Consider the following 18,961-nt stretch of genomic DNA (forward strand, 5'->3'; position numbering starts at 1 on the left):
TCAGTTATTCACCTGCTTCATCACCACCTCAGTGGTGAACTTATTGTTGTGGATCACCGGGAAGCGGTCATAGGTTTGGAAAATGACCTGATTGTTGTGCTTAATCAGTGCCACCACCCCGTAGTTAACCTTGGGATCTATGGTTTCCGGCGGCAGGATAAATTTAAAAGGCACTGGCGTGCGCACCACGTTAAAGGTCTTCTGGGCGAAGATAACCCCGGGGGTGTCCAAATCGATAACGGCAATGGTAATGGCGCTGTTTGGTGGCAACGCCACCCGCTCCAGATAGCCCGCGGCTCCATTAATAATCACCGGCTTGGGCTCTTCTACTGTCACACAGCCACCAAAGCTGCCAAGGGTCAGCAGCATGGCAAATACAGAGACCAGCCTGGCTGCTGGCCTGAACATAGACTTCAACATCACTTTGTTTCCTGTTTCATCCGCATCAGCCCTTCCTGGGTCGCCGATGCCACCAGTTCACCCTGGCGATTGAAAAAATGTCCCTTCACAAACCCCCGTCCGCCACTGGCGTTGGGGCTGTCGATACTGTACAGCAGCCAATCGTTCATATCCAAGGGCCGATGAAACCACATGGCATGATCGATAGTCGCCATGCGCATCCCGGGCGTGAGGAAGGACACGCCATGGGGCTGAGCCGCCGTCACCAGAAAATTAAAGTCGGACGCATAGGCCAGCAGTGCATCGTGCACATGGCTGCCGCCCTCGACCTTACCATTGGCGCGCAGCCACACATGACGCACCGGCTCACGGGAGCGCGGCGCTACCGGGCTGCAGGGGTCGACAATGCGCATCTCAATCGGCGCATCGGCCATGAATTTTTCCAACATTTTCGCCGGGATCTTGTCTCTTAAGGTCACCGCCAGTTCCTGCTGGTTCAACAGCCCCTCTGGCCCAGGTACCTCTGGCATGCTTATCTGATGGGAAAAGCCCTCTTCTTCCGCCTGGAACGAACAGGTCATATAAAAAATCGGCCTGCCCTTTTGAATCGCCTTCACCCGACGGGCGCTGAACGAGCCGCCATCGCGCATAATTTCCACATCGTAAACAATGGGTAAAGACTCATCTCCCGCACGCAGAAAGTAGCTGTGCAGCGAATGCACCTTGCGGCTCGGTTCGACGGTTTCGCGGGCGGCGCTCAGGGCCTGACCCATTACCTGGCCACCAAACACATGACCAAAGCCCAGATCCTGGCTCTGGCCACGGTAAAGGCCAATTTCGAGGGGTTCCAGCGTCAGCAAAGACAGGAGGTCGTTTAACACCTGGCTCATGTTATCTCTCTGATTTAAGGTCAATTGCCTTCAGAGTAACAAAAACCGCCCGCCGCTGGCGAGTCTCATTCCAGCTTTATGCCCTGCTCATGGGCGGTGCGCCGTGCCCAGGCGAGGATTTGATCTTCTCCACTGGCGTGTTTGTGGATGGGCCAGGCCGAAGCAATCTCCCCCCAGTGGGCGGCGATGGCTTCGGGGGTGCGGGAGTCAGAATCAAAGTACCTGTGGCTATGCTCACCAATGCAAAGCTCGCTGACACTGCCACCGGCGGAAAGCAGATGCCGGCCACAGGGCGCTTTGGGACCGAGCAGGAACAATAAAGTAGCGGTAATGATTTCTTTGGAGAACAGCGGCTTAACCTGCGGCGCCAGGTGGGCCTCGGTCATCTGGGTATGGGCCAGAGGGCACAGGCTATTGACCATCACATTGCGCGGCAGTCCTTCGGCGGCAAGGCCATTGACCAGGCCCACCAGCGCCATTTTGGCGCAGGCGAAGGCACTTTGATGCAAATCGCCATAGAGGGCACTGACCCCTGTGGTCATCACAATCCGGCCATAGCCCCTGTCCATCATGCCGCGCCATAAACCGTGGGTCAGCGCAAAACTGCCACAGAGGTCGACCTGAAGCTGGCGATGGAATTCGATTGGAGTCAGGTGCTCGAACGCGCCATGGGTATGAATACCGGCATTGTTGATCAAAAGGTCGATACCGCCGGTCAACCGCTCGAGATCAGCAAACAGGGTACACAGCCCGCCCTCATCAGTGACGTCCACGCAAAGATAGGTGGCACTGGCGCCCGCCGATGTTAACGCCCTCAGCAACCCATGCACCTCCGGTGCCTCCCTTGGCAGGGTATCCACCAGAAACAGCCGTGCCCCCCTTTCGGCCAGCGCCAATGCATAGGCCCGTCCAAGCCCGGACGCCGCGCCCGAGATCAGGGCCGACTGCTTGTCGAATCGCATCTTTGCTATCCCCCAACATCTGAAATCCTTGTAAACGCTCGTTCAAATAAAGCACAGCGTACGTTGGAAAACTTTGACAATGCTGGCAAATTCTCACTTTGGCTCACTGACTGCTGTGCGCCTTCTCCCAGTCTGGTAAATGCGTGATTTCGATTGTGCTAACTTTCGTGGCATTTCTTGGTATCCTTAGCCAGTTTTGTGTTTTATCAGCCTAAGGACGTCATGAATCCCTGGTTACTTGCTATCAGACCCCGTACTTTACCGGCCGCCGTCGGCCCCTTGTTGGTGGGCAACACCCTTGCGCTGACGCTGGACAGTTTCAGTGTGCTTATTGCTATGGCTTCAATGATTTGCGCGCTGCTGCTGCAAATTGCCGTGAACCTCGCCAATGATTATTTCGATTTCAAAAGCGGCGTGGATACCGAAGAGCGCCTCGGCCCGGTGCGGGTTACCCAAAGTGGCTTGATTGCTCCGGCCATGGTCAAGGCCGCCATGATAGCGGCGCTGCTGGCGGCACTTGCGGTTGGCTCTGTGCTGATTTGGCACGGCGGCTGGCCCATTGCCATTTTGGCCGCAGCATCGATTCTGGGCGCCCTGTGTTACAGCGGCGGCCCCTATCCCCTCGCCTCACATGGCCTGGGTGAAGTCGCCGCCTTTGTGTTTTTCGGCCTGGTAGCCGTAGTCGGCAGTTATTACCTGCAGGCAGGTACCACCTCGGTGGACGCCTGGATTTTGGGGGCGGCCATTGGTCTTTTTAACGCCGCCATCATGCTGGTCAATAACACCCGTGATATCAGCACCGACACCAAGGCAGGTAAGCGCACACTGGCCGTTCGCATCGGCGAAGCCCAGTCACGGGTGCTGTATCAGGCGCTGGTGTACCTGCCATTTGGACTTATCATCGGCAGCTTTTTAATGGGCATTCTGCCGGGCTGGCCGGTGCTGCTTGCCGGGCTGTCGATTGTGATTGCCAGACGGCTGTCGCGGGAATTCAGCGAAATCAGCGGCGGCGCCTTAAACCCACTGCTTGGCCGCACTGCTCGCCTGACTCTGGTATTCAGCGTACTCTTTTCCGTTGGCTTACTTATTCCCGTACAGGCGTGATAGCGGCCAGCGCATCGGCCATTAAAAAGGCTTCCCGGGGGAAGCCTTTTTATTTATCTGACAATTTGCTTAGAGCTTAATCAGGTCGCGCTCGGCGCTGCTCCAGTTGAGGTGGTATTTCTCCCCGGCCGGGGTATCAATACGCTCAAAGCTGTGGGCACCGAAATAGTCACGCTGACCCTGCAACAGATTGGCAGGCAGGGTTTCACGGCGGTAACCATCATAGTAAGCCAGCGCCGAGGTAATGCAGGGCGAAGGCACACCGGCCAGCACCGCCTTGGACACCAGACGGCGCCATGACTGCTGCGCCTCACCCAGTGCTTTGGCAAAGCTTTCTGCCATCATCAGGTTGGCGAGTTTAGGCTCAGCCTCGTAAGCCTCGGTGATGGATTGCAGGAAGGTGGCGCGGATGATACAACCGGCACGCCAAATACGGGCAATCGCGGCAAAGTCCAGCTCCCAGCCCTGCTCGGCGGCATTCATCGCCATCAGTTGGAAACCCTGGGCATAACAGCAAATTTTGGCACAGTAGAGCGCCTGTTCCAGCTCATCAATGAAACTTTCTGCATCAACGCCTTGCAGCGGCTCAGCGCCACCAAGACGGCTGGCAAGCTCGGTGCGCAGTGCCTTTTGGTTAGACAGGGCGCGGGCGTAAACGGCTTCGGCAATGGTCGGCGCCGGGGTGCCGATCTGCAGGCTGCTGACCGCAGTCCACAAACCTGTACCCTTCTGGCCGGCTTTATCCAAAATCATTTCCACCAGTGGCTTGCCGGTCACTGGGTCGGGCTGTCTCAATACTTCGGCGCTGATGCCCATCAGGTAGCTGTTGAGCTTGCCCTGGTTCCAACGCTCGAAAATGGCAGCAATTTCCTGGGCAGACAGCGACAGCACGTCCGAGAGCAAATGGTAGGCTTCGCAAATCAGCTGCATATCGGCGTATTCAATGCCGTTGTGCACCATTTTCACGTAGTGACCGCTGCCCGCAGGGCCGATGTAAGCGGTGCAGGGCTCGCCTTCCAACACAGGGTTACCCGGCTCGAAACGCTCAATGGGAAGACCTGTGGCATTGTCGACCTTGGCGGCAATCGCACGCCAGATAGGGGCGACCCTGTCCCAGGCCTCTTTTTTACCGGACGGCATCAAAGAGGGGCCAAAACGGGCGCCCACTTCACCGCCGGAAACGGCAGAGGAGAAAAACACAAAGCGGCCAGCGTAGTCCTGTTCACGCTTAACGGTGTCGGTCCACAGGCTGTTGCCTGTGTCGATAACTATGTCTTCCGGCTTGATGCCGGCATCCATCAGCGCCGAGCAAACACCGTCAACTGGCGCGCCGGCAGGTACCGACAGCAGCAGCAAACGCGGAGAGCTTAAGCAGGCCAGCATCGACTTGAGGCTATCGACGCCGGTGAGCTCAGTGGCGTTGCTGTGGGCCGGTTTGGCAGCAACTTCGGCGGCAGACTGACTGACAGCTGCGCGCACCTTGGCGCCGTCCAAATCAAAGGCAGCCACGCGATAGCCGTTGTCTGCGATATTGAGGGCAAGATTTTTGCCCATGACACCCAGGCCAATGACCCCGATGTCGTGCAATTGGGTGTGGTTTTGCATTTATATATTCCACGGGTACAGAAAGAGGCAGAATTCGCCGCGGATTATAGCTACTTTGGTAAATGAATTACAGCTGTGGCCGGAAAATGCATAGGAATGCACTGTAAAACTGTTGCTAAATGACGACCTTAGCAATAAAAAAGCCCCTGAAGATATCAGAGGCTTTTCCATCAAATGGGTCGTCAGACCCTGGCGTCACCATAGCCCATGCGGGTCAGGGTGTTGCGCACCAGCTCCAGCGTGGCCGGATCTTCAATGGTGGCGGGCACAGCATATTCCTGATTATCAGCAATCTTGCGCATGGTCGCCCGCAGGATTTTACCTGAGCGGGTCTTGGGCAATTTCGGAATAGCGCTCACCAGTTTAAAGGCGGCCACCGGACCGATTTCGCTTCTCACCAACGCCACCAGCTCTTTATTAAGCTGCTCTTCGGTAATATCCACCCCGTTTTTAAGTACCACCAGCCCAAGTGGCAACTGGCCCTTGAGCTTGTCTTCCACCCCAATCACTGCCGCTTCGGCCACGGCGGGATGCTGACACAGCACTTCCTCAAAGCGTCCTGTGGACAAACGGTGACCGGCCACATTTATCACATCATCGATACGGCTCATGATGTAAAGATAACCGTCTTCATCCATGTAACCGGCATCCCCGGTGAGATAACAACCCGGGTACATGGACAGGTAACTGTCGATATAGCGCTGGTCGTTCTGCCACAGGGTTGGCAAGGTGCCCGGCGGCAGCGGCAAGCGGATAACCACATTGCCGTACTCGCCCGCGCCGACGCTGTTGCCGGCTTCGTCCACCACATCCACCAGATACCCGGGCACAGGTCGCGCAGGCGACCCTGGTTTAATAGGCGTTTGGGCAATCCCCATCAGGTTGGCAGCCACAGGCCAGCCGGTTTCGGTTTGCCACCAGTGGTCAATTACCGGCTTGCCGAGAATTTGCTGCGCCCACACCAGGGTATCAGGATCGCAGCGCTCGCCAGCCAGAAACATCTGTTTAAGGCAGCTCAGGTCCACCGAGGTGCATTGCAGGCCTTCAGGATCTTCCCGCTTGATAGCGCGAATGGCGGTAGGCGCAGTAAAGAAGCTCTTAACGCCGTACTTTTTAATGGTGCGCCAGAAGGCACCGGCATCCGGCGTGCCCACCGGCTTGCCTTCATACAAAATGGAGGTGGCGCCCGCTATCAGCGGCCCGTAGACAATATAAGAGTGCCCCACGACCCAGCCCACGTCTGACGCCGCCCAGAAGGTATCACCGGGTTCGATGTCGTAGATGTAACGCATCGACCAGGCAAGCGCCACCGCATGGCCGCCGTTGTCGCGCACCACGCCCTTGGGCTGCCCTGTGGTACCGGACGTATACAGCACATAGAGGGGATCGGTCGATTTCGCCGGCACCCAATCGGCATCCGGCGCACTGGCCACCGCCTGCTGCCAATCGAGATCGCGCCCAACTTGCATCGCCGCCTCATACTGAGGACGCTGCAAAATCAAACACTTGCTGACTTTATGACTCGACTGTTCCAGGGCGGCATCCAGGAGTGGCTTATAGGCCACTACCCCGGATGGCTCTACCCCGCAAGAGGCCGACAACACCATCACCGGCTTGGCATCGTTAATCCGGCTCGCCAGTTCATTGGCGGCAAAACCGCCAAATACCACCGAATGAATGGCGCCAATGCGCGCGCAAGCCAGCATGGCATAGGCCGTTTCGGGCACCATGGGCATGTAAATCACCACCCGGTCGCCCGCCTTGACGCCCTGGGAAACCAGCAGCCCCGCCAGGCGCTTCACCTGCGCCAGGCACTCATAGTAACTGATGGAGTATTCGGTTTCGGTCACAGGGCTGACGTAATGAAACGCAGTCTGCGCGCCGCGACCGGCAGCGACCTGACGGTCAAGCGCGTTGTAGCAGGTGTTGATTTCACCGTCTGTGTACCAGCGGTACAGCGGCGCCTGACTGTCGTCAAGAATGGTGCCGGGCGTTTTATGCCAGTCGACCAGGGTCGCCGCCTGGCGCCAATAGTCGGCTGGATTGTCTTTCGCCGCCAGACGCAGTGCCTCAGCGGGATCGTCAATAGGGTTGCCCGTGCTCGTGCTTGTTATCGTTGTCATTGTCTTATTTCTCCAAATTGGAGTGGCGCTGAGGCCGTAAGGTCCCTTCCTTATTGACTGCATTATTGCGCGCCAATAGCCGCTTCCCCATTAGACAAAAGCCTAGGGCACCACAAAACTGTGAAACTATTGCCTGACAAGCTGTGACGAAAGCAGGATCCCTGACCGACAAACGTTGAAGAGATCCTGCGCCAAGGTTAGGATTTTGCTGACACTTTGTTCACGGAAGACACCCCAAGATGACCAGACGACACTCAGCCAACCTGCTGCTGCCAGCCGTGCTTGCTTTGCTGCTTGCCAACACAGCCGCATTGCCGACAGCCTATGCACTGGAGCAGGCACAAACCGCCTCCGCCACAGCGGCCGAAAGCGTTCAACAAAATACCCAGCAAGCCACCGCTCCAACCGAAGTGCCATCAGCCATGCCACTTAGCGGCAGCGCGCTGAAGCTGTCGCAGCTGCTCGAACCCATCAGCCTGGGTGAGTCAGATACCCTGGGCGCTGCAGTGCTCGGCAGCCCCGAACTGCTGGTGCGCTTTTACCAGAATCGTCAGTTCACACCGCTGTGGACTGACCCTGACTACAGTCGCGAAGCCATTGGCATTCTGGATGGCGCCGCCGATGATGGCCTGCTGCCTGCCGATTACCATGCAGAACTGCTAAAGGCGCTGCAAAACGATGACAGCAAGGCGCTGGAATATGAGCTGCTGCTCACCGACGGCATCATCACCCTGGGCACCCATTTGATGAACGGCAAGGTGAACCCGCAAGACCTGGGGCGCACCTGGAACTATGAAGAACTCACGGTCAATTTTGGTTATTTGGCCAAGGAACTTGACCGCCATGTGCGGGAAAAATCACTGGCACAGGCGCTGGATAGCCTGCGGCCCCAGTTTCAGCCTTACCGCGATCTGAAGGCGCACTTAAAACGCATGCAAACGTTGGCGGCGAACCAGCCCTTTGCGGTTATCCCCCTCGACGCCACCATACGTCCGGGCAAGCCATCACCCAGCCTTGCAGCCATTGCCGAGCGTCTGACGCTGCTTGGCTATCTGACCAAAGACACGGATGCACAAACCGATACTGCTGCAAATAGCACCACTGCCAGCACCTCCTCAGCCTTAACCCTCAGTGGCGAACTGCTGCAAGCGGTGAAAGAGTTCCAGGCAAGTCATTCGCTCAAACCCGACGGCGTTATTGGCAAGGGCACCATGGCGGCCTTAAACGTGCCTTTTGCCGAGCGGGCCAAGCAAATTCAGGTCAATCTTGAGCGGGCCCGCTGGTTGTCGGCTGACTTGTCGTCTGACTTTTTGATAGTGAATCTGGCCGGTTACCAGCTGAAGCTGTTTCGTGAAAACCGCCTCGATTGGGAAACTGACATCATTATCGGCAAGGTGAGTTCAAAAACGCCGCTGTTCAAGTCGCGCCTCAAATACATGGTGGTCAACCCCACCTGGACTGTGCCGCGCTCCATCAGCCGCGAAATCATCTGGCACCTGAAAAAAGACCCTGAATACCTGCAAAAGAAAAACTTCGTGCTGCGCACCGCCTCGGGCGCTCCGGCCGACAGCAGTGGTATCGATTGGCAAACGGTTAACCCAAGAAGCTTCCCCTACTGGTTCGTACAACAGCCATCGGAGAATAACGCCTTGGGGCAAATCAAGTTTATCTTCCCCAATGCTCACTCGATTTACCTGCACGATACCCCGGCCAAAAGCCTGTTCAGTCAGGAAGACCGCGCCTTCAGCCACGGCTGTATTCGGGTAAAAGACCCACTGGTGCTGGCCGAACGGTTAATGTCGCCTGCCCCCAACTGGTCACCGGACAGCCTCAATCAGTCGCTGGCATCAGGGGAAACCAAGCAAATCTTCCTCGCAGAGCCACTGGATATCCTGATCATGTACTGGACCGCCGAGCCTCGTGACGGCAAGCTTCAGTTCTATAAAGATATTTATAAGCGCGATCAGGCTGTGGCCGATGCGCTGCTGGGTCAGCGTCACTCCAGAATTGCCGCCGCAGGCGATCCAAACCTGCTGTAACCTAAAACCTCAACAACTTTCAGGGCGCCAAAAGGCGCCCTGATTATTTCAAATCCTACGCCACCGCGATTGGCGGCGAAGGTTTCGCTCAGTTTAAGCATCCGTCAGCCACGGCAAGCCCATGTAAGCCCATGTAAGCCCATGTAAGCCCATGTAAGCCCATGTAAGCCCATGTAAGCCCATGTAAGCCCACGCTGACAGTGGCGGGATGAAAAAGCCAAACACCACCATGACACCAGCTTTACCTTTACGTAAACTTCATATATCTTGCTTGCAATTGAAACAAGTAATATCCGGTGTCGAAATGAGTTCAAACAATAACGCACAAACCAGCTATTCCATCAGTGACTTGTCGAAGGAATTCGACATCACTACCCGCTCTATCCGCTTCTATGAGGATCAGGGGCTGTTGAAGCCAAAACGCCGCGGCCAAACCCGTATTTACAGCCTCAAAGACCGGGTGCGCCTCAAGCTGATTTTGCGCGGCAAGCGCCTGGGCTTTTCCCTGGCCGAAACCCGCCGTTTGTTTGAGCTTTACGATGCCGACAAGACAAGTGTTACCCAGCTGAACACCATGCTGGCACTGATTGAAGAGAAAAAAGCCTCGCTGCAGCAACAGATGGACGACATCAAGGTAGTGCTGATGGAACTCACCAGCGCCGAGGCCCAGTGCCGCACCGCGCTGGATGGCCAGCAAAAGGCATAAAGGCCAACTAGAACCGCCCGGCGTTACCTAAACTCATTAAACACAATAACAAAGATAACAAGACAACAAGCAGATTTAAGGACACAAGCACATGAGCCACCTGTACTCTACTCTCAACTTTGGACTCGGTGAAGACGTGGATATGCTGCGGGACGCAGTATACGAATTTGCCAAGGGTGAAATTGCGCCGCTGGCCGAAAAGGTCGACCGCGACAACGCGTTCCCCAACGAGCTGTGGGCAAAATTCGGCGACATGGGCCTCTTGGGCGTCACCGTGGCCGAAGAATACGGCGGCGTCAACATGGGTTACCTCGCCCACGTGGTGGCGATGGAAGAAATCAGCCGCGCCTCGGCCTCCATTGGCCTGTCTTACGGTGCTCACTCCAACCTGTGCGTTAACCAAATTCACCGCAACGGCACTGAGGCTCAGCGCGCCAAATACCTGCCAAAACTTATCAGCGGCGAGCACATAGGTGCCCTGGCCATGAGCGAGCCCAACGCAGGCTCCGACGTGGTATCCATGAAGCTGCATGCCCGCAAGGAAGGCGACCGCTATATCCTCAACGGCAACAAAATGTGGATCACCAATGGCCCTGACGCCCACACCTATGTGATTTACGCCAAGACCGATCTCGACAAAGGGCCACACGGCATTACCGCCTTTATCGTTGAGCGCGGTTTCAAGGGTTTCTCCCAGGCGCAGAAGCTCGACAAGCTCGGCATGCGCGGCTCCAACACCTGTGAGCTGGTGTTTGAAGACTGTGAAGTACCGGAAGAAAACATCTTAGGCGGCCTCAACAACGGCGTGAAAGTGCTGATGAGTGGCCTGGATTACGAGCGCGTGGTGCTCTCTGGCGGCCCACTGGGCATTATGACCGCCTGTATGGACATAGTGGTGCCTTACGTGCACGAACGGGTGCAATTCGGTAAGTCCATTGGTGAATTCCAACTGGTACAGGGCAAGCTCGCCGACATGTACACCGGCATGAACGCCGCTAAGTCTTACGTTTATAACGTGGCCCGCGCTTGCGATCGCGGTGAAACCACCCGTAAAGACGCCGCAGGAGCCATTCTCTACGCCGCCGAATTTGCTACCAAGATGGCGCTGGATGCGATTCAGCTCCTCGGCGGTAACGGCTACGTCAATGAATACGCCACCGGCCGTTTGCTGCGCGATGCCAAGCTCTATGAAATCGGTGCCGGCACCTCGGAGATCCGCCGCATGCTGATTGGCCGTGAGCTGTTTAACGAGACTAAATAAGCAAGTAATTCAGTAAGTAAAGCGAACAAGCCAAACTCTTCACATCCCATTCCCCGGCAAGGCGCCGGGGAAAAGGACACAGCGGCAGGCAAGGTGCCTGCCCTTTGGAGGACACAAGACGTGACTCAACTCACCTCCCGCGTGAACCCACGCAGCGACGAATTCAAACAAAAACACGATGCCATGGCGGCCCTGGTGGCTGACCTTAAAGACAAGCTCGCCCATATCGAGCAGGGCGGCGGCCCGGTTGCCATGGAGCGCCACTTATCCCGAGGCAAGCTCGCCCCCCGCGCCCGGGTGGAAAAACTCTTGGACCCCGGTTCGCCCTTTTTGGAGCTAAGCCAGTTTGCCGCGTTCGAGGTGTACGATGAAGATGTACCTGCGGCAGGCATCATTGCCGGTATTGGCCGGGTCAGCGGCGTCGAGTGCATGATCATCGCCAACGATGCCACAGTAAAAGGCGGCACCTACTACCCCATCACGGTGAAAAAGCACCTGCGTGCTCAGGCCATTGCCGAGCGCTGCCACCTGCCCTGCATCTATCTGGTGGACTCGGGCGGCGCCAACCTGCCCCGGCAGGACGAAGTCTTCCCCGACCGTGACCACTTTGGCCGTATCTTCTTCAATCAGGCCCGCATGTCCGCCAAGGGCATTCCGCAAATCGCGGTGGTAATGGGCCTGTGTACCGCAGGCGGCGCCTATGTGCCTGCCATGGCGGATGAATCGATTATTGTGCGCGAACAGGGCACCATCTTTTTGGCAGGTCCGCCACTGGTGAAAGCAGCCACCGGCGAGGAAGTGAGCGCCGAGGAACTTGGCGGCGGCGACGTGCACACCAAAATCAGCGGCGTGGCCGACCATCTGGCGCAAAACGATGAACATGCGCTGGAGCTCGCCCGCAAGGCGGTATCGCGCCTTAATCATCAAAAGCAGGTTGAGCTGCAACTCGCAAAAGTCAAACCGCCCAAATACGACATCAACGAGCTTTACGGCATAGTCGGCACCGACCTTAAAAAGCCCTTCGATGTGAAAGAGGTGATTGCCCGCATCGTGGATGACTCCGACTTTGACGAGTTCAAGGCCAACTACGGCGCCACCCTGGTATGCGGCTTTGCCCGCATCCACGGTTATCCGGTGGGCATAGTGGCCAACAACGGCATCCTGTTCTCAGAGTCGGCCCAAAAAGGCGCCCACTTTATTGAGCTGTGCTGCCAGCGCAAAATTCCGCTGGTGTTTTTGCAAAACATCACCGGCTTTATGGTGGGTAAAAAATACGAGCACGAGGGCATTGCCAAGCACGGGGCCAAGATGGTGACCGCTGTTTCCTGCGCCACTGTGCCCAAGTTCACCGTGCTGATTGGCGGCAGCTACGGCGCCGGTAACTATGGCATGTGCGGCCGCGCCTTTGAGCCTACCCTGATGTGGATGTGGCCCAATGCCCGCATTTCAGTGATGGGCGGCGAGCAGGCCGCTGGCGTGCTGGCCACTGTGCGTAAAGATGGTCTGGCCCGTAAAGGCGAAACCATGAGCGCGGAAGAGGAAGTCAAGTTCAAGGCGCCCATCATCGCCCAGTACGATAAAGAGGGTCACCCCTACCATGCCAGCGCCCGCTTGTGGGACGACGGCATTATCGACCCGGCGCAAACCCGTGACGTACTGGGGCTGGCCATTTCCGCCGCCCTCAATGCCCCCATCGAAGAGACCCGCTTCGGCGTGTTCCGCATGTAAGGAGAAAGAGATGACAACCATGACTTCTATTGCCGAGCTGTCTGCCTCTTTCAGTGCCGTGCGCTGTGAGCTTAAGGGCAAGGTGGGTTATCTCATCTTAAATCGCCCCGAGGTGCACAACGCCTTCGATGAGGTGATGATCAGCGAAATGACCCAGGCCATCAATGCCTTCGCCCATGAGAGCGACTGCGCCCTGATGGTGCTTAAAAGCGACGGCAAGCATTTCTCCGCCGGCGCCGATTTGAACTGGATGCGCAAGCAAGCCGCCATGGACTTTGATGCCAATCTCAAAGATGCCCGTGAGCTTGCCAACCTGATGGATACCCTGGACCGCTTCCCCAAGCCGTCCATCGCCCTTGTTAACGGCGCGGCCTACGGCGGCGCCCTGGGGCTGATTTGCTGCTGCGATATTGCGATTTCGAGCCACAAAGCCAGTTTCTGCCTGTCTGAGGTCAAACTGGGGCTTATTCCTGCGGTCATCAGCCCTTATGTAGTGCGCGCCATGGGGCCACGCCAGAGCCGCCGCTATATGCTCACGGCTGAGCGCTTCGATGCCAGCATGGCGCTTGCCTTAGGCGTAGTGCATGAAATCGCTGAGGATTTGGACGCCGCAGCCTCGCCCATTATCCAAAATCTGCTAAGCGGCAGCCCTCAGGCGCTGGGGTGGTGCAAATCGCTTATCGCCCGACTGCAAAGCGGCGTGATTGATGAGCACACCCGCGACTACACCAGCGAGCGCATCGCCCGCATTCGGGTGTCCGCCGAAGGACAGGAAGGCCTTAACGCCTTTTTCGATAAGCGAAGCCCAGCGTGGGTTAATGATACCGGCAGCAAGGACTAAGGGATTTTCCATGTTTAACAAACTCTTAATTGCCAACCGCGGTGAAATCGCCTGCCGCGTTATTCGCACCGCCCGCGATATGGGCATCAAAACCGTGGCCGTCTACTCAGATGCCGACCGCGACGCCCGCCATGTGGCGCTGGCGGATGAGTCTTTTTATCTGGGTGAAAGTGGCCCGGCAAGCTCGTACCTGCGCGGTGAGCTGATTATCGACATCGCCAAAAAATGCGGCGCCGAGGCCATTCACCCCGGCTACGGCTTTTTGTCAGAAAACGCCGAATTTGCCCGCGCCTGTGAGGCAAACGGCATCGCCTTTGTCGGCCCCGGCTCAGATGCCATCGACGCCATGGGCAGCAAAAGTGCCGCCAAGCTGATTATGGAAAAAGCCGGTGTGCCCCTGGTGCCCGGCTACCACGGCGACGACCAGAGTGATGCCATGCTGCTTGCCGAGGCCAAGAAAATTGGTTATCCGCTCCTTATCAAAGCCGCCTACGGCGGCGGCGGTAAAGGCATGCGCATTGTCGAGGGCGAGAGCGAACTGAAAGCCGCCATCGACTCGGCCCGCCGCGAGGCCGCTTCCAGCTTCGGTAACGATAAGCTGTTGATGGAGCGATATCTGCGAGAGCCGCGCCACGTGGAAGTGCAGGTGTTTGCCGACGCTCACGGTAACTGCGTGTATCTGTCTGACCGCGACTGCTCTATTCAGCGCCGCCACCAAAAGGTGGTGGAAGAAGCCCCTGCCCCGGGCCTGCCGGACAGCCTGCGCAAGCAAATGGGTGAAGCCGCCGTCGCCGCTGCCAAGGCCATCGACTATCGCGGCGCCGGTACCGTGGAGTTCCTGCTTGACGCCCCTCAGCCAGGTAAAGAGCGGAGCTTCTTCTTTATGGAGATGAACACCCGTCTGCAGGTGGAGCACCCGGTGACCGAAATGGTCACAGGCCAGGATCTGGTGAAATGGCAGCTGTTGGTGGCATCGGGTTCGGTACTGCCGCTGGAGCAGCACGAAATCCAAATCCATGGTCACGCTTTTGAGGCACGGATTTACGCTGAAGATCCCAATAACGAGTTTTTGCCCGCCAGTGGCAAGCTTACCTTTTTGCGAGAGCCAGAGCCAAGCCGCCATGTGCGCATCGACTCAGGCGTGCGTGAAAATGACGTGATTTCAAACTACTACGACCCCATGATTGCCAAGCTGATTGTGTGGGACGAGTCGCGCCCCCGCGCACTGGCACGTCTTACCCGCGCCCTTGGCGATTACCGTGTCGGCGGCCTTAAGCACAATATCGAGTTCCTCTCCAACATCGCCGAGCATCCCGCGTTTAGTGATGCCAACTTCTCCACCGACTTTATTAGCCGCTATGGTGATGCGCTGATTGGCGACAGTCGAGACGAAGCCGACACCGCCTTTGTGCTGGCCGTGCTCACTCAGCTGCGTTTACGCGAGGCTGTGTCTCAGGACGTGGCTGGACACGACCCCTTCAGCCCCTGGTCGAGCCTTAAAGGCTTTCGCTTAAGCAGCCCACGGCGCCACAGCGTAACCCTGCTGGATGACGCTCACCAAAGCCGCAGTGCAGAGCTCACCGAGTCAAACGGCCGCTATCAGCTGTGCCTTAACGACAAGCTGATTGAGCTTAGCGGCAGTATCGAAGACAGCGAGCTTAAGTGCGAAATCAACGGCCACAAGATGAAGGTGACGGTATCGCTGGAAGAAGGCGGCCTTACCCTGTTCCTCTCAAGCGGCAGTTACCACTTCCGCGAAGTGCTGGGTCAGGTGCTGGAAGAAACCGCCAGCTCTGAAGATAAACTCAAGGCACCGATGAACGGCACCGTGGTGACCCATCTGGTGGCTGCGGGCGATAAAGTCAGTGCCGGTCAGGGTCTGCTCGTGATGGAAGCCATGAAAATGGAATACACCATAGAAGCGCCCTTCGATGGGGTGGTGAGCGAGTTCTTCTTCGCCCCCGGGGAGCTGGTGTCCGACGGCACCTTGCTGCTGGCGCTGGAAATGGCCGATGCTGCAGCCGACACTAAAGAAGCGGAGGCTTGAGATGACACTGCCAACCCATATCAGCCTGTTTGAAGTTGGCCCCCGTGACGGCCTGCAAAACGAAAAGCAGGTCTCCACGGCCGATAAAATTCTGCTGGTCGAAAACCTTGCCGCCGCCGGTGTTAAGCGCATTGAGGCGGCAAGTTTCGTGTCACCCAAGTGGGTGCCGCAAATGGCCGACTCAGGCGAGGTACTCAAGGGTATTTCCCGTGTGGCAGGGGTGCGTTACAGCGCCCTTACCCCTAATTTGAAGGGGCTGGAACTTGCCCTTGACGCCAATGCCTCAGAGGTTGCGGTATTTGCCGCCGCCAGTGAGGGCTTTAGTCAGAAGAACATCAACTGCTCGATTGAAGAGTCGATTGAGCGCTTTATCCCATTGATAGAAAAGGCGAAAGAGCACAACTTGCCGGTGCGCGGTTATGTCTCCTGCGTGCTCGGTTGCCCCTACGATGGCGAGATAGCGGTAAGCGAAGTGGCGCGGGTGTCTGAAATTCTGTACAAACTCGGCTGCTATGAAATTTCTTTGGGTGACACCATAGGCGTTGGCACACCGCTAAAGGCCCGTAAAATGGTGGAGGCCGTGGCGGCGAAGGTGCCGGCAGACAAACTTGCGCTGCACTTTCACGACACTTATGGCCAGGCGCTCGCCAATATCCTCGCCTGCCTTGAAAGCGGTATCCGCACCGTGGATACCTCGGTGGCAGGCCTTGGCGGCTGCCCCTATGCCAAGGGTGCGTCGGGCAATCTTGCCAGCGAAGATCTGGTGTATATGCTCCAGGGTATGGGCATAGACACAGGCATCGACCTTGGCAAGCTGATTGAGGCTGGTAACCGCATCAGCGCCGCCCTTGGCAGACAAAACGGCTCCAAAGTGGCTCGGGCTCTGACCTAGCCACTGCAAGATAACAATAACTATCTCCTGCCTTTACTGGCAGGCGAACAAAGCACAGCACACGACCTGACGTCACAGCAGGTTAAGAACAAAAGGAAGACAAGATGGCTGGACTCTACAAGGTCGTCGACACTTACGACCAGGCCCTGGCGGGCCTAACTGACAATATGACCATCATGGTGGGCGGATTTGGCCTCTGTGGTATCCCGGAAGGCCTGATTAATCAGATGGTAAAGCTTGGCACCAAGGGGCTTACCGCCATTTCCAACAACGCAGGCGTTGATGACTTTGGTCTGGGGCTTTTACTGCAAAACAAGCAGATCAGCACCATGATAGCCTCCTACGTGGGCGAAAACGCCACCTTCGAGCGCCAGATGCTGAGCGGCGAGCTGAACGTTATCCTGACGCCCCAGGGCACGCTTGCTGAAAAAATCCGCGCCGGCGGCGCCGGTATTCCTGCATTCTTTACCGCCTCTGGCTACGGTACTCCGGTAGCCGAGGGCAAAGAAACCCGCGAAATCAAGGGTCGCCACTATGTGCTGGAAGAGTCCCTGACCGCCGATTTCGCCCTTATCCGCGCCTGGAAGGCCGACACCATGGGTAACCTGGTGTTCCGTAAAACCGCCGCCAACTTCAACCCCATGATGGCCACCGCCGGAAAAATCACCGTGGTGGAAGTGGAAGAAATCGTTGAGCCGGGCGAACTTGACCCGGACCATATCCACACCCCAGGGATTTATGTGGACCGCATCATCAAAGGCAGCTTTGAGAAGCGCATTGAACAGCGCACCGTGAAGCAGGCATAAGGAGACACGCAATGGCACTTTCAAGAGAACAACTGGCCCAGCGCGTCGCCAAAGAGCTGAAAGACGGCTACTACGTAAACTTAGGCATCGGCATCCCTACGCTGGTGGCCAACTATATCCCCGACGGCATGCAGGTAATGCTGCAGTCGGAAAATGGCCTGCTCGGCATGGGTGAGTTCCCCACCGAAGAGACTATCGACCCGGATCTGATTAACGCCGGTAAGCAAACCGTAACAGCGGTAAAAGGCGCGTCCTTCTTCTCCAGCGCCGAGAGCTTCGCCATGATCCGTGGTGGCCATGTTGATTTAACCGTGCTCGGTGCCTTTGAAGTGGACGTAGAAGGCTCTATCGCCTCCTGGATGATCCCCGGCAAGCTGGTAAAAGGCATGGGCGGCGCCATGGATTTGGTGGCTGGAGCCGACAACATCATAGTCACCATGATGCACGCCGATAAATACGGCAACTCCAAGCTGCTGCCCAAGTGCGAGCTGCCACTCACCGGCTTTGGTTGCATCAAGCGCGTTCTTACCGATCTGGCTTTTATCGAAATCAAAGACGGCGCCTTCCACCTGCTGGAACGTGCTCCCGGCGTCAGCGTTGAAGAAATTGTAGAGAAGACCGCAGGCAAGCTTATCGTGCCCGAGCACGTGCCTGAGATGCAGTTTTAATTGGCTCAGCGCTTTTAGCGCCAATCCATAAAAACACCCGCAGCGGCGGGTGTTTTTATTTAAAGCAAGCCATTCGGATATCACATATTTTTACCGTGCTTACCACAGGCTTGTTACCAGCTTGTGATTTAGGTATCTTCGACCATAACAACGTCAGTATTACGGGTGAGTAATTGCTTATTCGCAATCGACGTTCAACGAGCGATTGTTTGCGACATCGACCAGCACCACAGCAGCAGGGACGCGCACAAATAAAAAGAGGCAGGGAAATCCCCACATCACCCTCCCCCTCTTTTACTTAAGCTGCTGAACCACAGTAATAGATGCTATTGAGCAGCAATAGCGTCGTGCGGTAGCTATGGCTTTTTGCCGATAACGGCAATCGTGAGTCGTGAATGCTTGATGCTGAATCGGGAGTCGAGAATGGCATCATCACAGCCGATCGAGGGGGCTGACTGTTCCGGCGTAATGTTGCCCCAGCACATGGGTGTAAATCTGAGTGGTCTTCAGGTCATTATGACCAAGCAGCTCCTGCACGGTACGGATATCGTAACCGGCCTGAAGTAAATGGGTCGCGAAACTGTGGCGAAAGGTATGGCAGCTGATTTTTTTACAGAGTCCAATTTTTTGTCCGGCGATGGAGAGCGCCTTTCGCACCAAGCTTTCATGTAAATGATGACGACACAGTTCACCTGTTTCGGGATGTACACACAGGGTCGTGCTCGGAAATATAAACATCCAAGCAGGACTGCGAAAAGCACATGGATATTTGCGCCCAAGTGCATGGGGCAAAGAGGGACCAACCCCAAGCGCATTATCTTTTTGCTGAATGGCAATACTGCTGGATATCCGCAATTGCAGCCATGGGATACAGGATGCCGCGAGTAACG

At 56.6% G+C, this 18,961-nt stretch carries 16 protein-coding genes; 10 read left to right on the forward strand and 6 right to left on the reverse strand.

Annotated features, from left to right (window positions below; translation table 11 throughout):
• From MJ923_RS19965 to MJ923_RS19975, 3 genes are all read right to left on the reverse strand, one after another.
• The gene (locus MJ923_RS19965) at nt 1-369 is read right to left on the reverse strand and encodes a YbaY family lipoprotein (protein WP_240592612.1); all 369 of its coding nucleotides are present in this window, start codon (nt 367-369) and stop codon (nt 1-3) included.
• A 50-nt stretch (nt 370-419) separates the two neighbouring features.
• Nucleotides 420-1,289 carry an acyl-CoA thioesterase II gene (tesB, locus tag MJ923_RS19970; RefSeq protein ID WP_240592593.1) on the reverse strand — a complete coding sequence of 290 codons (870 nt, stop codon included), beginning with the start codon at nt 1,287-1,289 and terminating at the stop codon, nt 420-422.
• A gap of 65 nt (nt 1,290-1,354) precedes the next feature.
• Nucleotides 1,355-2,251, reverse strand: a complete 897-nt coding sequence (locus tag MJ923_RS19975; protein ID WP_240592594.1) for an SDR family NAD(P)-dependent oxidoreductase — start codon at nt 2,249-2,251, stop codon at nt 1,355-1,357.
• Nucleotides 2,252-2,473: 222 nt separating this feature from the next.
• On the opposite strand from MJ923_RS19975, the gene MJ923_RS19980 reads away from it, so the two are divergent.
• Nucleotides 2,474-3,355 carry a 1,4-dihydroxy-2-naphthoate polyprenyltransferase gene (locus MJ923_RS19980; RefSeq protein WP_240592595.1) on the forward strand — a complete coding sequence of 294 codons (882 nt, stop codon included), beginning with the start codon at nt 2,474-2,476 and terminating at the stop codon, nt 3,353-3,355.
• A 69-nt stretch (nt 3,356-3,424) separates the two neighbouring features.
• Here MJ923_RS19980 and gndA read toward each other — a convergent pair whose 3' ends face one another.
• Nucleotides 3,425-4,960 (reverse strand): NADP-dependent phosphogluconate dehydrogenase, encoded by a 1,536-nt coding sequence (gndA, locus tag MJ923_RS19985; RefSeq protein WP_240592596.1) that lies wholly within the window; start codon nt 4,958-4,960, stop codon nt 3,425-3,427.
• A gap of 182 nt (nt 4,961-5,142) precedes the next feature.
• On the reverse strand, nt 5,143-7,083 hold the full coding sequence (locus tag MJ923_RS19990; RefSeq protein ID WP_240592597.1) for a propionyl-CoA synthetase: 1,941 nt from the start codon (nt 7,081-7,083) through the stop codon (nt 5,143-5,145).
• Between the two features lie 239 nt (nt 7,084-7,322).
• On the opposite strand from MJ923_RS19990, the gene MJ923_RS19995 reads away from it, so the two are divergent.
• From MJ923_RS19995 to MJ923_RS20035, 9 genes are all read left to right on the forward strand, one after another.
• Nucleotides 7,323-9,122 (forward strand): L,D-transpeptidase family protein, encoded by a 1,800-nt coding sequence (locus MJ923_RS19995; protein ID WP_240592598.1) that lies wholly within the window; start codon nt 7,323-7,325, stop codon nt 9,120-9,122.
• 304 nt (nt 9,123-9,426) lie between these two features.
• A complete protein-coding gene (locus tag MJ923_RS20000) occupies nt 9,427-9,828 on the forward strand; it encodes a MerR family transcriptional regulator (protein WP_240592599.1) in 402 nt (133 codons plus the stop codon).
• Nucleotides 9,829-9,919: 91 nt separating this feature from the next.
• On the forward strand, nt 9,920-11,089 hold the full coding sequence (locus MJ923_RS20005) for an isovaleryl-CoA dehydrogenase (RefSeq protein ID WP_240592600.1): 1,170 nt from the start codon (nt 9,920-9,922) through the stop codon (nt 11,087-11,089).
• Between the two features lie 120 nt (nt 11,090-11,209).
• A complete protein-coding gene (locus MJ923_RS20010; protein ID WP_240592601.1) occupies nt 11,210-12,817 on the forward strand; it encodes a carboxyl transferase domain-containing protein in 1,608 nt (535 codons plus the stop codon).
• Nucleotides 12,818-12,836: 19 nt separating this feature from the next.
• Nucleotides 12,837-13,658 (forward strand): enoyl-CoA hydratase-related protein, encoded by an 822-nt coding sequence (locus MJ923_RS20015; RefSeq protein ID WP_420854499.1) that lies wholly within the window; start codon nt 12,837-12,839, stop codon nt 13,656-13,658.
• Between the two features lie 10 nt (nt 13,659-13,668).
• Nucleotides 13,669-15,705, forward strand: coding sequence for an acetyl/propionyl/methylcrotonyl-CoA carboxylase subunit alpha (locus tag MJ923_RS20020; RefSeq protein WP_240592603.1), 2,037 nt, complete (start codon nt 13,669-13,671; stop codon nt 15,703-15,705).
• A 1-nt stretch (nt 15,706) separates the two neighbouring features.
• A complete protein-coding gene (locus MJ923_RS20025) occupies nt 15,707-16,597 on the forward strand; it encodes a hydroxymethylglutaryl-CoA lyase (RefSeq protein WP_240592604.1) in 891 nt (296 codons plus the stop codon).
• A gap of 104 nt (nt 16,598-16,701) precedes the next feature.
• A complete protein-coding gene (locus MJ923_RS20030; protein ID WP_240592605.1) occupies nt 16,702-17,403 on the forward strand; it encodes a CoA transferase subunit A in 702 nt (233 codons plus the stop codon).
• Between the two features lie 11 nt (nt 17,404-17,414).
• On the forward strand, nt 17,415-18,071 hold the full coding sequence (locus tag MJ923_RS20035; RefSeq protein WP_240592606.1) for a CoA transferase subunit B: 657 nt from the start codon (nt 17,415-17,417) through the stop codon (nt 18,069-18,071).
• 432 nt (nt 18,072-18,503) lie between these two features.
• Here MJ923_RS20035 and MJ923_RS20040 read toward each other — a convergent pair.
• On the reverse strand, nt 18,504-18,961 hold a 458-nt coding region (locus MJ923_RS20040), incomplete at its 5' end, for a tyrosine-type recombinase/integrase (protein WP_240592607.1).

It is taken from the genome of Shewanella zhuhaiensis (assembly GCF_022484835.1).
Lineage (GTDB): Bacteria > Pseudomonadota > Gammaproteobacteria > Enterobacterales > Shewanellaceae > Shewanella > Shewanella khirikhana.

Excerpts from the sequence above, each read along its gene's own strand:
- tesB (WP_240592593.1), bottom strand. The coding sequence starts at position 1,289 with ATGAGCCAGGTGTTAAACGACCTCCTGTCTTTGCTGACGCTGGAACCC.
- MJ923_RS20030 (WP_240592605.1), top strand. The coding sequence starts at position 16,702 with ATGGCTGGACTCTACAAGGTCGTCGACACTTACGACCAGGCCCTGGCG.
- MJ923_RS19990 (WP_240592597.1), bottom strand. The coding sequence starts at position 7,083 with ATGACAACGATAACAAGCACGAGCACGGGCAACCCTATTGACGATCCC.
- MJ923_RS20025 (WP_240592604.1), top strand. The coding sequence starts at position 15,707 with ATGACACTGCCAACCCATATCAGCCTGTTTGAAGTTGGCCCCCGTGAC.
- MJ923_RS19980 (WP_240592595.1), top strand. The coding sequence starts at position 2,474 with ATGAATCCCTGGTTACTTGCTATCAGACCCCGTACTTTACCGGCCGCC.
- MJ923_RS20005 (WP_240592600.1), top strand. The coding sequence starts at position 9,920 with ATGAGCCACCTGTACTCTACTCTCAACTTTGGACTCGGTGAAGACGTG.
- MJ923_RS20015 (WP_420854499.1), top strand. The coding sequence starts at position 12,837 with ATGACTTCTATTGCCGAGCTGTCTGCCTCTTTCAGTGCCGTGCGCTGT.
- MJ923_RS19975 (WP_240592594.1), bottom strand. The coding sequence starts at position 2,251 with ATGCGATTCGACAAGCAGTCGGCCCTGATCTCGGGCGCGGCGTCCGGG.
- MJ923_RS19995 (WP_240592598.1), top strand. The coding sequence starts at position 7,323 with ATGACCAGACGACACTCAGCCAACCTGCTGCTGCCAGCCGTGCTTGCT.
- MJ923_RS19965 (WP_240592612.1), bottom strand. The coding sequence starts at position 369 with ATGCTGCTGACCCTTGGCAGCTTTGGTGGCTGTGTGACAGTAGAAGAG.
- MJ923_RS20035 (WP_240592606.1), top strand. The coding sequence starts at position 17,415 with ATGGCACTTTCAAGAGAACAACTGGCCCAGCGCGTCGCCAAAGAGCTG.
- MJ923_RS20000 (WP_240592599.1), top strand. The coding sequence starts at position 9,427 with ATGAGTTCAAACAATAACGCACAAACCAGCTATTCCATCAGTGACTTG.
- MJ923_RS20020 (WP_240592603.1), top strand. The coding sequence starts at position 13,669 with ATGTTTAACAAACTCTTAATTGCCAACCGCGGTGAAATCGCCTGCCGC.
- gndA (WP_240592596.1), bottom strand. The coding sequence starts at position 4,960 with ATGCAAAACCACACCCAATTGCACGACATCGGGGTCATTGGCCTGGGT.